This is a genomic window from Streptomyces sp. NPDC031100 (genome assembly GCF_055570785.1).
In genome coordinates, this window is sequence record NZ_JBVIGN010000001.1 from 265,444 (window position 1) to 279,530 (window position 14,087).

At 71.0% G+C, this 14,087-nt stretch carries 13 protein-coding genes; 4 read left to right on the plus strand and 9 right to left on the minus strand.

Annotated elements, in window-relative coordinates:
* Positions 1-67: 67 nt before the first annotated feature.
* Together ACZ5DS_RS01245 and ACZ5DS_RS01250 are read right to left on the minus strand one after the other, a co-directional pair.
* The gene (locus ACZ5DS_RS01245; protein ID WP_468232750.1) at positions 68-760 is read right to left on the minus strand and encodes a class I SAM-dependent methyltransferase; all 693 of its coding nucleotides are present in this window, start codon (positions 758-760) and stop codon (positions 68-70) included.
* 62 nt (positions 761-822) lie between these two features.
* Positions 823-1,734: an acyltransferase domain-containing protein gene (locus tag ACZ5DS_RS01250; RefSeq protein WP_468232752.1), complete on the minus strand. Its 912-nt coding sequence runs from the start codon at positions 1,732-1,734 to the stop codon at positions 823-825.
* A 74-nt stretch (positions 1,735-1,808) separates the two neighbouring features.
* Here ACZ5DS_RS01250 and ACZ5DS_RS01255 point away from each other — a divergent pair, with 74 nt between their 5' ends.
* Positions 1,809-2,105 carry a DUF6343 family protein gene (locus ACZ5DS_RS01255; protein ID WP_468232753.1) on the plus strand — a complete coding sequence of 99 codons (297 nt, stop codon included), beginning with the start codon at positions 1,809-1,811 and terminating at the stop codon, positions 2,103-2,105.
* A gap of 24 nt (positions 2,106-2,129) precedes the next feature.
* Here the strand turns inward: ACZ5DS_RS01255 and ACZ5DS_RS01260 are convergent, their stop codons facing one another.
* From ACZ5DS_RS01260 to ACZ5DS_RS01270, 3 genes are all read right to left on the minus strand, one after another.
* The gene (locus tag ACZ5DS_RS01260) at positions 2,130-2,510 is read right to left on the minus strand and encodes a tetratricopeptide repeat protein (protein ID WP_468232755.1); all 381 of its coding nucleotides are present in this window, start codon (positions 2,508-2,510) and stop codon (positions 2,130-2,132) included.
* Positions 2,511-2,559: 49 nt separating this feature from the next.
* The gene (gene coaE, locus ACZ5DS_RS01265; protein WP_468232756.1) at positions 2,560-3,207 is read right to left on the minus strand and encodes a dephospho-CoA kinase; all 648 of its coding nucleotides are present in this window, start codon (positions 3,205-3,207) and stop codon (positions 2,560-2,562) included.
* Between the two features lie 102 nt (positions 3,208-3,309).
* Positions 3,310-4,248, minus strand: coding sequence for a PAC2 family protein (locus ACZ5DS_RS01270; protein ID WP_468232758.1), 939 nt, complete (start codon positions 4,246-4,248; stop codon positions 3,310-3,312).
* A 210-nt stretch (positions 4,249-4,458) separates the two neighbouring features.
* On the opposite strand from ACZ5DS_RS01270, the gene ACZ5DS_RS01275 reads away from it, so the two are divergent.
* A complete protein-coding gene (locus ACZ5DS_RS01275; protein ID WP_468232760.1) occupies positions 4,459-5,418 on the plus strand; it encodes a right-handed parallel beta-helix repeat-containing protein in 960 nt (319 codons plus the stop codon).
* A 168-nt stretch (positions 5,419-5,586) separates the two neighbouring features.
* On the opposite strand, the gene rpsA is transcribed toward ACZ5DS_RS01275, so the two are convergent.
* Positions 5,587-7,077, minus strand: a complete 1,491-nt coding sequence (gene rpsA / locus ACZ5DS_RS01280; protein ID WP_071375501.1) for a 30S ribosomal protein S1 — start codon at positions 7,075-7,077, stop codon at positions 5,587-5,589.
* A 229-nt stretch (positions 7,078-7,306) separates the two neighbouring features.
* Between rpsA and ACZ5DS_RS01285 the strand changes: the two genes are divergently transcribed.
* Positions 7,307-8,275 carry a class I SAM-dependent methyltransferase gene (locus tag ACZ5DS_RS01285; protein WP_468232762.1) on the plus strand — a complete coding sequence of 323 codons (969 nt, stop codon included), beginning with the start codon at positions 7,307-7,309 and terminating at the stop codon, positions 8,273-8,275.
* 77 nt (positions 8,276-8,352) lie between these two features.
* A complete protein-coding gene (gene hrpB, locus ACZ5DS_RS01290; RefSeq protein ID WP_468232764.1) occupies positions 8,353-10,878 on the plus strand; it encodes an ATP-dependent helicase HrpB in 2,526 nt (841 codons plus the stop codon).
* Here hrpB and pgfA read toward each other — a convergent pair.
* The 3 genes from pgfA to ACZ5DS_RS01305 all read right to left on the minus strand — a co-directional run bounded on the left by pgfA (position 10,868) and on the right by ACZ5DS_RS01305 (position 13,885).
* A complete protein-coding gene (pgfA, locus tag ACZ5DS_RS01295; RefSeq protein WP_468232766.1) occupies positions 10,868-11,860 on the minus strand; it encodes a cell envelope lipid trafficking protein PgfA in 993 nt (330 codons plus the stop codon). The genes hrpB and pgfA overlap by 11 nt on opposite strands.
* Before the next feature lie 27 nt (positions 11,861-11,887).
* The gene (locus tag ACZ5DS_RS01300) at positions 11,888-12,022 is read right to left on the minus strand and encodes an SPW_0924 family protein (RefSeq protein ID WP_228622578.1); all 135 of its coding nucleotides are present in this window, start codon (positions 12,020-12,022) and stop codon (positions 11,888-11,890) included.
* Between the two features lie 156 nt (positions 12,023-12,178).
* On the minus strand, positions 12,179-13,885 hold the full coding sequence (locus ACZ5DS_RS01305; protein WP_468232768.1) for a lytic transglycosylase domain-containing protein: 1,707 nt from the start codon (positions 13,883-13,885) through the stop codon (positions 12,179-12,181).
* Positions 13,886-14,087 lie beyond the last annotated feature (202 nt).

The window sequence follows — 14,087 nt, forward strand, 5'->3', positions numbered from 1 at the left end:
CTGGGTGAAGCGGTCCCGATTGCTGTCACCTGGATAGACCGGCCGTGGCCCGAGAACTCATCGGTCTTCACGTCACTGGCATCGCCCTCACCCATGTCCCGTCCGGGGTCAGATACGCGTCCACCTCCAGTCCCGCCTCCGCCAGCGCCTCTTCGAACTGTTCCGTGGTCAGGGGCCGGGCCAGGAAGGTCTGCGTCCAGCCCGCGTCCGGGAAGACGTACTCGGCGCGCACCGAGCGCACCCCGTCGCCGACCGGCTCCGACGACGCGATCCGCACGGTGAAGCCGCTCGGGTCGACCCGCTCTCTCGGCACGTTCGTGTGATAGTCCTGGCCCTCCCGCTGGATGAGCACGCAGCCGCCCTCCGCCACATGCCGGGCGCAGGCGCGCAGCATGCCCCGGCGCACCTCGACGTCACCGGTGTGCACGAGGAAGGACGCGAGCATCACCACGTCGAACCTCTCGCCCAGGTCCAGATCCTCGATCGGGCCGCATATCGTGCGCGCTCCGCGGACGCGGGTGAGCATCTCGGCGGACTCGTCCACCGCCGTGACCGTGAAGCCGCGCTCCAGGAGGGCGTGGGTCACCCGGCCCACTCCGCTGCCCAGCTCCAGGATGTGGGCCCCGGCGGGTGCGGCCCCCGCGATGATGTCGGGCTCGTCGCCCACCGGGAGCCGCGCGTACAGCTCGACCGCGCAGCCGTCCGGGGTGATCGCACCCGGTCCTGTTCCCTCGTATCCCTCACGCATCTCGACCGTCATGCCCGAACAACGGGCGGCCTCCGTACGGCCGTTCCCACCCGGCTACGGTTCACTCGTTCGAGTCATCTGCCCCGGAACGGGAACCATCCGTGTCCGATGTACCAGTGGCCTCCGGCCCGCAGATGGTCGCCGACGGCCCGCTCCACGGAGGTGCGTCGCGGCAGCTGGACGACCGGGAGGTCCGGGTCCCCGAACACGAACTGGACGGGCTCGGTGTCGGCCGGTTCGGTGTCCTCGCGGGCGACGCGGAACCGTTCCTGGAAGCGGACGATGTTGGACTGCGCGGGCAGGTACCGCTTCAGCTGGGGGTCGAGCAGCCAGGAATGGCAGAGCACGGCCTCGGGGTGCTCTTCGGGGAAGTACAGGTCGAAGAACTCCCGGGCCAGCGCCAGGGAATGGTCGCAGGCGGACGGGGTGAGCGGTCCGTGGAAGTCGGGGATGTGCAGGTTCAGGCAGCGCGTGCCGGGTGCCGCGTCCAGGCCGGCCGCGGCGATCACCGGCGCGGTGCGCTGCCCGAGCCGCGCCCGCTCGTACTGCAGCCGTCCCAGCTGGTACAGCTCCCCGCGGAAGTGATGGGCGAGCCAGCGCGGCGACTGCACCCCGCCCCTGCCGTGCTGTCTGCGGTGCACCGCCATGTGCCGGCCCAGGTCGGCCAGGGTGCGCCGGGAGATCTCGGACGGGATGCCGCGTTCCCGGTGATAACCGAGGGTGTGTGGGACCGCTGCGACGAAGACGTACACGGCGAGGAGGCCGTTCAGCGCGGGCGGAGCGGATGCGAGCAGCTCGCCAAGGTCCGGTGTGTGCTCCGTCTCCCCCAGGTCCCGGAGCAGCTCCTCGACGCACTCCTCGAGGAGGCGCCGTGCGCCCGGGTCGCCCGTCACCATGCGCCGCAGCGCGACCAGTTCGTTGATGTCCTCGTGCGGTACGGCCAGGTCGAGGAGCAGTTCGGGCAGGTCGTCGGCGTCCGGCAGCACGGCGCGTCCCCCTTCGGCGCACGTTGATGAACGTCCCCCACGGAGAGTACGTTGCAAAGAGGAGTGGTGATCCCATGCGTACGGGCAGTGAGCCGGCGACCGCGCGCAGTGCGCTGCGGGCGCGCTTCTGGCTGAGCCTGTGGGGGCTGGTCTGGGCGATCTTCGGTACGGCGGCGTTCTCGCTCGTCGGGCGCCCCGGCTGGGCGGCCGCCTGCGGGGTGCTGTGGCTGGTGGCCACCATCGACATGACCATGATCCTCAGGCACATCCGGCAGGGCCCGCACTTCCAGCCCGGCCGGAACATCCCGCCGTACCGGCCACCGGAGAACGGTCCGCCGTACCCGCGTCCGACGCGGCACCGCCATCCGTGACCCCGGTCTGGGGGCAGGCCCGGGTCAGGAGTCGAAGCGGGCCGCCTTCAGGTACTGCGGATTGGGGTCGAGCGCTGCGGCGAGCCGGAAGTGACGCTTGGCCTGGTCGGCGCGGCCCTGGCGCTCGTAGGTGCGGGCGAGCGCGAAGTGGGCGAACGCGTTGTCCGGCTCACGCTCGAGCACGATGGTGAACTCCAGCTCGGCGGGCCGCAGTTGCGCGGCCGCGAAGAATGCACGCGCGCGTAGCAGCCGGGCCGCGGTGTTCTCGGGGTGCGCGGCGATGACGCCGTCCAGCAGCTTCACCGCACCCTGCGGATCCCGCGCGTTGAGCAGTTGCTCGGCCGCACGGAAGTCGATGACATGCGTCTCCGGCGTACGTCCGGTCGAACCGCTGGTCTCGGGCACGGCAAAGTCCTTCCCTCACTGCGGCGGTTCAACGCGCTGACACGGGCTGCTATTCCGAGCCGACCTCGCGCGGCCGCCCGTCCCCGGATGTCGCCCCGCCTTCGCGCGCCCGGCGCACGAGGTCGTCCCAGACCTCCGCCACGCGCTTGTGCAACGCGTCCAGGGGCACGTCGTTGTCGATCACGATGTCCGCGATCTCTCTGCGTTGCTCGCGTGTCGCCTGCGCGGCCATGCGCGCGCGTGCGTCCTCCTCCGTCATCCCGCGCAGCCTGACCAGCCGGTCGAGCTGGGTCTCGGGGCTCGCGTCGACGACGACCACCACGTCGTACAGCGGCGCCAGGCCGTTCTCGGTGAGGAGCGGCACGTCGTGGATGACGACGGCGTCCTCGGCCGCGGCGCTCTCCAGCTCGCGGGAGCGGGCGCCCACCAGGGGATGCACGATCGAGTTGAGGACGGCCAGCCTCTCGGGATCGGCGAAGACGATGGCGCCGAGTCTGGGGCGGTCCAGGCTGCCGTCCGGGGCGAGGACGTCCTCGCCGAAGGCCTCGACCACGGCCGCGAGTCCGGGCGTCCCGGGCGCAACGACCTCGCGCGCGATGCGGTCGGCGTCGATCAGCACGGCCCCGTGCTCCACGAGCAGTCGCGACACCTCGCTCTTGCCGGCGCCGATGCCGCCGGTCAGGCCCACTTTCAGCATGAGCGGAAGCTTAGGCCCTGCCACTGACAAGGCCACCCCCGGCGTCGGCCCGGAGGACGGGCGACCGCCTCAGGGGCGCCTGATCCGCCGGGCAGGCCCTGGTCAGATGTCGCCCTCACGCTCGGCCAGGAACCGCTCGAACTCCCTGCCGATCTCGTCGGCGGACGGAATCTCGACCGTTTCGGCGAGCATGTTGCCCCGCGTCTCGGCGCCCGCGGCCGCGTCGTACTGGTGCTCCAGACCCTGGACGAGCGCGGTCAACTCCTCGTCGCCCTCCTGGATCTGGCGGTCGATCTCGGTCTGCGTGCGGTGCGCGTCCGTGCGCAGGGCGTGCGCGACACCCGGGAGGACCAGGCCGGTGGCGGCCGTGACGGCCTCCAGGACGGTCAGGGCCGCGTCCGGGTAGGCGGAGCGTGCGATGTAGTGCGGGACGTGCGCGGCGACGCCCAGCACGTCGTGTCCGGCCTGCATGAGGCGGTACTCCAGCAGCGACTCGGCGCTGCCGGGCACCTGGGCCTCCTCGAAGGGGCTGCGGTGACCGGGGACCAGGTCGGTGCGGTTGCCGTGCGGGGTGAGTCCCACCGGGCGGGTGTGGGGGACGCCCATGGGGATGCCGTGGAAGTTCACGGACAGGCGGACGCCGAGCCGCTCCACGATCTGCCGGACGGCGGCCGCGAACCGCTCCCATTCGACGTCCGGTTCGGGCCCGGACAGCAGCAGGAAGGGGGCGCCGGTGGTGTCCTGGACGAGGCGGACCTCGATGGCCGGCTCCTCGTAGTCGTCCCAGCGGTCGCGCTTGAACGTCAGCAGCGGGCGGCGGGCCCGGTAGTCCACGAGCCGGTCGTGGTCGAAGCGGGCCACGACCTGGTGGGGCAGTGAGTCGAGGAGCCGGTCGACGATCTGGTCGCCGGTCTCGCCCGCGTCGATGTATCCGTCGAAGTGGTAGAGCATGACAAGTCCGGCCGACTCCTGGGCGAGGGCCATGTCGACGACGGCCAGGCCCTTCGGCTCCCATGCGTACAAACCCTGCGGATCAAGCACTGTGACCGCTCCTCCTCGTGTTCTTTCTCGACAACGCGCCCTGGGGCGTGGGCATTCCCGCATCGGGCAGCCGGTCAGGCACCGCGCGCCGCACACCTTGACGCCCCGTCAGCTGGTCCGTACCTTCACGAAGAATCCAGGTTCACAATGACGTACATGGTTCATGTATGAGATCAAGTGATCCGAGTGTCCGCTCGACAGGAGGCACCCATGCGCACGCGTACGCTGCTCACCTCCCTGCTCGCCGCGACCGCCGCCACCGGCGGCCTGCTTCTCGGCGCGAGCCCGGCCCCGGCCGCCTCGACCATCGAGGTCGGCACCGCGGCCCAGCTCAAGACGGCGCTCGGCAGCGCCAAGCCGGGCGACACGATCCACCTCGCGGACGGCACGTACACCGGCAACTTCAAGGCGACGACGCCGGCCGCAGCCGCCTCCCGCATCACCCTCACCGGCTCCCCGAAAGCCGTACTCACCGCGAGCGGCGGCTACGGCCTGCACCTGAACGGCGCGTCCTACTGGACGGTCAGCGGGCTGACCGTGACCGGCGGCCAGAAGGGCATCATGATCGACACGGCCAAGGGTGTCGTGGTGGACGGCGTGACGGTCCACGACCTCGACATGGAGGGCGTGCACTTCCGCAACTCCAGCACGGACGGCGTGATCAGGAACTCGAAGATCTACGACACCGGGCACGACGGCCGCGGCATGGGCGAGGGCGTGTACGTGGGGACCGCGAACACGCTGTCCGACAAGAGCGACCGCATCCAGATCCTGAACAACACGATCGGCCCCGGCGTCGGCGGCGAGAACGTCGACATCAAGGAGGGCACGACGGGCGCGCAGATCGTCGGGAACACCTTCGACGGCAGTGGGCTGACCGGCGCCAACTACGACGACTCCTGGGTCGACGTGAAGGGCAGCAACGTCCTCGTCCAGGACAACACCGGCAGGAACACTAGCAACGACGGCTACCAGACCCACACCCAGCAGTCCGGCTGGGGCTGCGGCACGGTCTTCAAGAACAACAAGTCAACTTTGACTGGCGCCACCGGCTCCACCCAGCTGGCGATCGACGTCACCAACTACAGCACGAGCTGCAGGACGACGGTCTACGGCACGAACACGGTGACGGGCGGCAAGGGACTGACCAACGTCCAGGTGACGCCCTGAGGGGCGCGGGGCTGCATCGATCAGCGGCTCCGTCGCGGGGCGCGACCAGCCGCAGACGGCCGGCACTCAACCGATGACCAGCAGTTCCCCCGAAAAGTTTGAGGGCCCGCACCTCGAAAGGTACGGGCCCTCAAAGCTAGGGGCTAACCCTCAGCTCGGTGACAGAGCTCAGCTCTGGCCGCCGGCCAGCTTCTCGCGGAGAGCGGCAAGCGCCTCGTCCGAGGCCAGCGCACCGGAGGTGTCCGCGCCCTCGGAGGAGTACGAACCGCCGGTCGCGGCCGGAGCCGCAGCCTCGCCACCCTCGGCGGCAGCCGCCGCGTCGGCCTCGCGGGACTTGATGACCTGCTGCTGGTGCTGCTCGAAGCGGGCCTGCGCCTCGGCGTACTGGCGCTCCCACTCCTCGCGCTGCTTCTCGTAGCCCTCGAGCCAGTCGTTGGTCTCGGGGTCGAAGCCCTCGGGGTAGATGTAGTTGCCCTGGTCGTCGTAGGACGCGGCCATGCCGTACAGGGTCGGGTCGAACTCGACCGAGGCCGGGTCGGCACCGAAGGACTCGTTGGCCTGCTTCAGCGAGAGGCTGATGCGACGACGCTCGAGGTCGATGTCGATGACCTTGACGAAGATCTCGTCGTTGACCTGGACGACCTGCTCCGGGATCTCCACGTGGCGCTCGGCCAGCTCGGAGATGTGGACCAGACCCTCGATGCCCTCGTCCACGCGGACGAACGCACCGAACGGAACGAGCTTGGTGACCTTACCCGGGACGACCTGACCGATCTGGTGGGTCCGGGCGAACTGCTGCCACGGGTCTTCCTGGGTCGCCTTCAGCGACAGGGAGACGCGCTCGCGGTCCATGTCGACGTCGAGGACCTCGACGGTGACCTCCTGGCCGACCTCGACGACCTCGGACGGGTGGTCGATGTGCTTCCAGGACAGCTCGGAGACGTGGACCAGACCGTCGACGCCACCCAGGTCCACGAAGGCACCGAAGTTGACGATCGAGGAGACCACACCGGAGCGGACCTGACCCTTCTGGAGGGTCGTGAGGAACGTCTGGCGGACCTCGGACTGGGTCTGCTCCAGCCAGGCGCGACGGGACAGGACCACGTTGTTGCGGTTCTTGTCCAGCTCGATGATCTTCGCCTCGAGCTCCTTGCCCACGTAGGGCTGGAGGTCGCGGACGCGGCGCATCTCGACCAGGGAGGCCGGGAGGAAGCCGCGGAGGCCGATGTCGAGGATGAGACCACCCTTGACGACCTCGATGACGGTACCGGTGACGATGCCGTCCTCTTCCTTGATCTTCTCGATGGTGCCCCAGGCACGCTCGTACTGGGCGCGCTTCTTCGAGAGGATCAGGCGGCCTTCCTTGTCCTCCTTCTGGAGGACCAGGGCCTCGATCTCGTCGCCGACGGCCACGACCTCGTTCGGGTCAACGTCGTGCTTGATCGAGAGCTCGCGGCTCGGGATGACACCTTCGGTCTTGTAACCGATGTCGAGCAGGACCTCGTCCCGGTCGACCTTCACGATGACGCCGTCGACGATGTCGCCGTCGTTGAAGTACTTGATCGTCTCGTCGATCGCTGCGAGGAAGGCTTCCTCGTTACCGATGTCGTTGACCGCAACCTGCGGGGTGGTGGCGGTGGTCTCGGTGCTGCTCGTCATGTGGGAAAGGGCTCCGGTACGGACATTGAAGTCGTAGGTACTGCTTACGCCGGGAGCCCGTTTCGCTCTGCAGAAGCCGGACAGCCAAGGAAGCGCCCCACCAGAGAACTGGTGATGGCGCCTCGAGAACCGAGGGGACATACAACAGATGCGAGCGCAGCCTGCTACGTCTGAGGTGCGCAGGCCCGCAGCGCAACTTGTAGCATACGGGGGCAGCCGGACAGGGTCAATGCGCGAAGGCGCACACCCGGGGCGGATCGCCGCATACCCGGCACAAGAATCGTCCCAGGAGGCCACGCAGGGCCGTGGGACCCCTTCCGTGACGCACTCGCCCAGGCGGGTTGCACGGAAGAGTACGACGAGGGAGCCGATCATCCAAGAGTCCGAAGCGCTCGACCCCGAGGGGTTCGAGCCGGAAGCAACCCGGCGTGAGGCCGGCGTCGCGGAGAGCAGCCGGGCCAACCGGGGCTGGTGGGACCGCAACGCGGACGAGTACCAGATCGAGCACGGCACGTTTCTCGGTGACGACCGCTTTGTGTGGGGCCCGGAGGGCCTGGACGAGGTGGAGGCCGAGCTGCTCGGCCCGCCGGAGGACCTGAAGGGCAAGGAGGTCCTGGAGATCGGGGCGGGCGCAGCGCAGTGCTCGCGCTGGCTGGCCGCCCAGGGCGCCCGTCCGGTGGCACTGGACCTCTCGCACCGCCAGCTGCAGCACGCCCTGCGCATCGGCGGATCGTTTCCGCTGGTCTGTGCCGACGCCAGCGCGCTGCCCTTCGCGGACGCCTCCTTCGACCTGGCGTGCTCCGCGTACGGGGCGCTGCCGTTCGTCGCCGATCCGCGGCTGGTGCTGCGCGAGGTGCGCCGGGTGCTGCGGCCGGGCGGCCGGTTCGTCTTCTCGGTGACGCATCCGATCCGCTGGGCGTTCCCGGACGAGCCCGGCCCCGAGGGTCTGTCGGTGTCCTCGTCCTACTTCGACCGCACGCCCTACGTGGAGCAGGACGACGAGGGTCGTGCGGTGTACGTCGAGCACCACAGGACGCTCGGCGACCGCGTCCGGGACATCGCGGCCTCGGGATTGCGTCTGGTGGACCTCGTGGAGCCGGAGTGGCCGGCCTGGAACACCACGGAGTGGGGCGGCTGGTCCCCGCTGCGCGGAAACCTCATACCGGGTACGGCGATCTTCGTCTGCGAGCGGGACTGAGCGGCCCTTACTTGCGCGTACGACTTCTGCGCACGCGCGCGTGAAGGGCGCTTTCACGGTCGTACGACACTAGGGGCGTGATCCGTTACGACGCCCTGGACGCGCTGCCCGTCCGTGCCGCCCTGCCCGCGCTGAGCGACGCCCTGGAGGAGCACGGCACGGCCGTACTGGTGGCGCCGCCCGGCACCGGCAAGACGACGCTGGTGCCGCTGGTGCTGGCGGGGCTGGTCGGAGGCGGTCCGGCCCGGCGGGTCGTGGTGGCCGAGCCGCGGCGGATCGCGGCACGGGCGGCGGCCCGGCGGATGGCGTGGCTGCTGGGCGAGAAGCCCGGCGAGAGCGTCGGCCACACGGTGCGCGGCGAGCGGCTCGTGGGGCGGCACACGCGCGTGGAGGTCGTGACCACCGGTGTGCTGGTGCAGCGGCTGCAGCGCGACCAGGAGCTGGCGGGTGTCGACGTGGTGGTGCTCGACGAGTGCCACGAGCGGCATCTGGACGCCGACACGGCGGCCGCGTTCCTGTGGGACGTACGGCAGACGCTGCGGCCGGAGGTGCGGCTGGTGGCCGCCTCGGCGACCACCGACGCGCAGGGCTGGGCGCGGCTGCTCGGCGATGCCCCGGTGGTCGAGGCCGAGGGGGTCGCGCACCCCGTGGACGTCGTGTGGGCGCCGCCCGCGCGTCCGGTACGGCCGCCGCACGGCATGTGGGTGGATCCGGCGCAGCTGGGGCATGTGGCGTCGACGGTGCGGCGGGCGCTGGCCGAGCGGGAGGGGGACGTGCTGTGTTTCCTGCCCGGCGTGGGCGAGATCGCGCGCGTGGCCGGGCAGCTGGGCGATCCGGGTGACGTCGACGTGCTGCAGGTGCACGGGCGGGCGCCGGCCGCCGTGCAGGACGCGGTGCTGGCACCCGGGCAGCGGCGCCGGGTGGTGCTGGCGACGTCCGTGGCGGAGTCGTCGCTGACGGTGCCCGGAGTGCGGGTGGTGGTCGACTCGGGGCTGGCGCGGGAGCCGCGTGTGGACCACGCGCGCGGGTTGAGCGGGCTGGCGACGGTACGGGCGTCGCGGGCGGCCGGACGGCAGCGGGCGGGGCGGGCCGGGCGTGAGGCGCCGGGCGTGGTGTACCGGTGCTGGGCGGAGGCCGAGGACGTCCGTCTGCCGGCTTTTCCGGCGCCGGAGATCAAGGTGGCCGACCTGACCGCATTCGCCCTTCAGGTGGCGTGCTGGGGCGATCCGGACGCCACGGGGCTGGCGTTGCTGGATCCGCCGCCGGGCGGGGCGATGGCGGCGGCGCGCTCCGCGCTGACAGCGGTGGGGGCGGTGGACTCCGTCGGCCGGGCCACGGAGCTCGGTGTGCGGTTGGGTCGGTTGGGGGTGCATCCTCGGCTGGGGCGGGCCCTGCTGGATACCTCCGGTGGGGGTGCCTCGGTCGTTGCTCTGCTTGCTGAAGAAGTGCCGCGGGATTACGGGGATGATCTTGCTGGCGCTTTGCGGCGTGCCCGGCGTGGGGGTGACGCCTACGGCGAGCGGTGGCGGATCGAGGTTCGGCGGCTGCGGGCCGTCTCGGGGGAGTTTTCCCACCCGCCCACCCATGACCGTCAGTCACAGGTGGACGTTCAAGTAGAGCCACGCACCGGTGACGACAAGCTCACCGGGCTCGTCGCCGCTCTCGCGTTCCCTGAGCGTGTCGCCAAGCTCGACAGCGGGTCCTACCTCATGGCCTCCGGGACTCGGGCCGAGCTGTCCGAGGGGTCGGCGTTGCGCGGGGCGCCCTGGATCGTCGTCGCCGCCGCCGATCGGCCCGGCGGGAAGGGGCACGCGCGCGTGCGGCTCGGTGCGGCCGTCCACGAGGACGTGGCGCGGGCCGCCGCGGGGGCGCTCCTCGAGGAGCGGGACGAGGTGCACTGGGCCGACGGGGATGTCGTAGCCCGGCGTGTCGAACGGCTGGGGGCCATCGAGCTTGCCGTACGGCCCCTGAAGGACGTCGATCCCGGGCTCGTACGGGGTGCTCTCCTCGCAGGGCTCAGGCAGGAGGGGCTCGGGCTGCTGCGCTGGTCACCGGACGCCGAGGTACTGCGGCAGCGGCTGGCGTTCGTGCACACCCACCTCGGCGAGCCGTGGCCGGACGTGTCGGACGAGGCGCTGCACGCGCGCGTGGACGAGTGGCTGGAGCCCGAGCTGAGCCGGGCCCGGCGGCGGGCGGACCTGGGGCGGATCGACGCCGGGCAGGCGCTCGCGCGGCTGCTGCCCTGGGCGAGCGGGGAGGCCGCCCGGCTGGACGAGCTGGCGCCGGAACGGATCGCCGTACCGAGTGGGTCCAGAATCCGGATCGACTACGGGGACCCGGAGCGGCCCGTCCTCGCGGTGAAGCTGCAGGAGATGTTCGGGTGGGAGGAGACCCCGGCCGTGGCGGGGGTGCCGCTGCTCGTGCATCTCCTGTCCCCCGCCGGGCGGCCCGCCGCCGTCACGGCCGATCTCGCGTCCTTCTGGAAGGACGGCTACAAGGGCGTGCGTGCGGAGCTGCGCGGGCGGTATCCGAAGCATCCGTGGCCGGAGGACCCGGCGACCGCCGAGCCCACCCGGCACACCAACGCGCGGCTCAGGCGCTGACCGGTTCGGGTTCCGCCGCCCGGGCGGTCGCCGGGTCCTCCGGGCGGCGGCCGCGTGCCTCCAGGCAGAGGGAGAGCGCGAGGAGCAGGACGCCGAGGATCAGCAAGCCCCAGGGCAGGTACGAGGTGAGCGTCAGCACCAGGGTGCGGTTGTGCTTGACCAGGGCGACCGTGTGCTCGATGTAGTCCTCGCGCATCTTCACGTGCCCCGCGAACGCCGTCACCTTGGCGCGGTCGCCGAGCAGGGTGCCGCCGCGCAGCTCCTCCTTGTGGATCTCCTCGCCGTAGACGGGCGCTCCGGTGACGGGTTCGACCCAGAACTTCCGGACGGTGGTGTACCAGCGGGTGGTGCCGGTCTTGGCCACCGACTCGGGGGTGATGCCCTGGACCGGCATGGTCTTGGGCATGGGGACCTTGGTCCAGGGGATGGTCTGTTCGAAGTAGTAGACCTTCAGGCCGCGGAAGGTCTGGGTGCCCTTGTAGTGGATGGGGCTGGTGGTGCGCGTCTGCGCGTCGAAGTACTCGTAGTCGCGCTTCTGGGTGAGGAAGGGCCACTTGAACTCGATGCCGTCCCGTTTGACCGGGTCGCCGTCGACCGACTCGCCGGTGGCGTGGACGGGGTCCTGACTGTGGGCGTCGAAGATGTAGCGCTCGGGGATCCGGGAGACCATCTTGCCGTCGGGGCCCTGGACGTAGGACAGGCTGTCCCAGACCACGACGGGGCGGCCGGCCGTCTTCTCGATCCTCTTCGCGGCCTCCACGTCGCCCTTGAGGGTCTGCACGATGGTCACCGCGGAGACCTTCTTCGCGCGCATCGTCCCGTAGTCGAGGAGAGTGGCGCCCTTGGCCTCCAGGACCATGTCCTGGTACTGGTTCGCGGGGATCCTGGCCAGGCGCGGGAAGGCGTACCAGCGCATCAGCGGGGACAGCGCCGCGAAGAACACGGCGCAGGCGAGCAGGACCAGGCTTGCCTTGCGGCGCATTCCGGCCTCCCTCCCGGACGGGCGCTGCTACGGGTGCGAGGGCACGGTCGTCAGCAGCGGCTTGGGCGACGTCCGGCCCGTCGGCGTCCCCATGGCGGTCATCGCCAGAACCAGGGCGAACGCGAGGGCGAGACCGGTCGCGGCGGCGATCAGGGCACGCATGCGGGGCCTCCCGGCGGACGGTTCCTGATGGATCGTCAGGTGCGGCAGGCACCGTAGCAACGGGCGGCCGAGATGAGAACAGATAGCGCACACGGACGAGGGCGCCCCCTCCGTGGCGGAGGGGGCGCCCTGTGGCCCTGCGGGTCGTCCGTGCCGTCAGGAGGTCGCGGACGGGCTCGGCGAGGGGCTGGCCGAGGAGTCGGGCGCGGCGACCGTCAGCTCGACGGTGAGGGTCGCGCCGCCGGTGGTGGTGATGCGGAGCAGGAAGGTGCCGGTGGTGTCGTCCGCGTACAGCTTCGGCAGCGTGAGCAGACCCTTGTCGTCGGTCTGCAGGCCGGTGAGCGTGCGGACGGTCTTGCCGTCGGCGTCCTTGAAGTAGGGGCCCTTGTCGTTCTCGGTGGGGTCGTCGGCCGACTTGATGAGGGTGGCGGTGGCCGCGACCTTGTCGGCGACGGCGCCCTTGTACGTCGCCTTCACCTCGACCTGGTCGGCGAACTCGCCGCCCGGGGTGCAGGTCAGCGGGGTGTCGCCGGTGCGGGCGAGGGTGTCGGCGGCGCGCGCGGTGACGGTGGCCGTGTAGCCGACGGTCTTGGCCTTGTGGCCGACGACGGCGGTGGTGATCTTGAAGTCGCCGGTCTTCTCGCCCGCCTTCAGCGCCGGCGCGAGCGCCACGCCCTTGGCGTCGGTGGCGATCGTGGCCACGGTCTCGCCGCCGGCGAAGGTGGCGTCGGTGTCGCCGGTGATGGTGAACCGGATCCTGACCTTGGCGACGGCCGCCCCGGCCTTGGTCTCGGCGCGGGTGCCGATCCGCCCGCCGAACGTGTCGCCGGCCATCGCCGTGAGCTTGGCGGTGCCCGCGTCCTCCAGGTGGTCCACGGTGTCGGAGGGGGTCTGCGGGACCGGCGGCTTCGGGGGCTTCGGGTCGGGGGTGTCCTTGCCGCCGCCGGGCTTGCGCGGGGCCGGCTTGGTCTTCGGCGGGCCGGAGGGCTTCGAACGGGTGGGCTTCTTGCCGTCGTCGCTGCGGTGGGAAGGCACGGTGCCGGTGCCGTCGGGCACGGAGTGGGTGCCCTTGCGGTAGTACTCCAGCCAGCTCAGGACCAGGTTCAGGTAGTCCTGCGAGTTGTTGTAGCTGAGGATCGCGCTGTGCAGGCCGGCTTCGCCGGACATGTCCCAGTTGTTGCGGCACAGGTAGTGGCCGGCGGCGAGCGCGGCGTCGTAGACGTTGTTGGGGTCCGCCGTGCCGTCGCCGTTGCCGTCGCGGCCGGCCCAGGCCCAGGTGGACGGGATGAACTGCATCGGGCCGACGGCGGCGTCGTAGGTGCTGTTGCCGTCGTACCTGCCGTGGTCGGTGTCCTTGATGAGCGCGAAGCCGTTGCCGTCGAGCTGCGGGCCGAGGATGCGGCTCAGGGTCGTGCCGTCGGCGTCGACCTGGCCGCCGCGGGCCTGGCCCGACTCGACCTTGCCGATGGCGGCCAGGAGTTGCCAGGGCAGGTTGCAGCCCGGCTTGGAGCTGCGCAGCTCGGCCTCGGCCTTCTTGTAGGCGTCGAGGACCGTCGCGGGGATGCCGGCCTCGGCCTCGCCCCGGGCGACGGGCGTGCCGATGGTGGGCGACGGGCTGGGGTTGGGGCTGTTGAGCGGCGGCAGGTCCGTGTAGTACGGGGAGTTGCCGGTGGCGTTGCCGGCCGCTTCGCCGTCGACGACCGCGTCCGGTACGGAGGTGCTGGCGCCGGCCGCGGACTGTCTGCCGTTGTCCTCGCCGGCCGCTCCCGGCCCCTGGGACGCGGACAGAGCCGCAACCGCTGCCGCGGCCACCGCGGTGGTCGCTGCTCCCTTGCGCAGCCGCCTGCCGATGTGCGCCGCCATAGAGTGAACCCCTCCCGTGGACGCAGGTGCGTCCTTCTCCGTCTGTGTGCCTCGCTCTGGTGTGACGGTTGACCCGGTGCTGTGGTTGCCCTTGTTCCGCCATTCCACCCGTGGGACATGTATTCGATCACGTGTCCGGCACGGCGACCCAGGAGACCCTACGGCAACCTGCTGGGCGCGGGCACCCGTTCGCGCCCGATTT

What these genes read in the sequence shown, in the direction of transcription:
- ACZ5DS_RS01245 (WP_468232750.1), bottom strand. Translation starts at nt 760, where the DNA reads ATGACGGTCGAGATGCGTGAGGGATACGAGGGAACAGGACCGGGTGCG.
- ACZ5DS_RS01255 (WP_468232753.1), top strand. Translation starts at nt 1,809, where the DNA reads ATGCGTACGGGCAGTGAGCCGGCGACCGCGCGCAGTGCGCTGCGGGCG.
- coaE (WP_468232756.1), bottom strand. Translation starts at nt 3,207, where the DNA reads ATGCTGAAAGTGGGCCTGACCGGCGGCATCGGCGCCGGCAAGAGCGAG.
- ACZ5DS_RS01275 (WP_468232760.1), top strand. Translation starts at nt 4,459, where the DNA reads ATGCGCACGCGTACGCTGCTCACCTCCCTGCTCGCCGCGACCGCCGCC.
- rpsA (WP_071375501.1), bottom strand. Translation starts at nt 7,077, where the DNA reads ATGACGAGCAGCACCGAGACCACCGCCACCACCCCGCAGGTTGCGGTC.
- ACZ5DS_RS01285 (WP_468232762.1), top strand. Translation starts at nt 7,307, where the DNA reads ATGCGCGAAGGCGCACACCCGGGGCGGATCGCCGCATACCCGGCACAA.
- pgfA (WP_468232766.1), bottom strand. Translation starts at nt 11,860, where the DNA reads ATGCGCCGCAAGGCAAGCCTGGTCCTGCTCGCCTGCGCCGTGTTCTTC.
- ACZ5DS_RS01300 (WP_228622578.1), bottom strand. Translation starts at nt 12,022, where the DNA reads ATGCGTGCCCTGATCGCCGCCGCGACCGGTCTCGCCCTCGCGTTCGCC.
- ACZ5DS_RS01305 (WP_468232768.1), bottom strand. Translation starts at nt 13,885, where the DNA reads ATGGCGGCGCACATCGGCAGGCGGCTGCGCAAGGGAGCAGCGACCACC.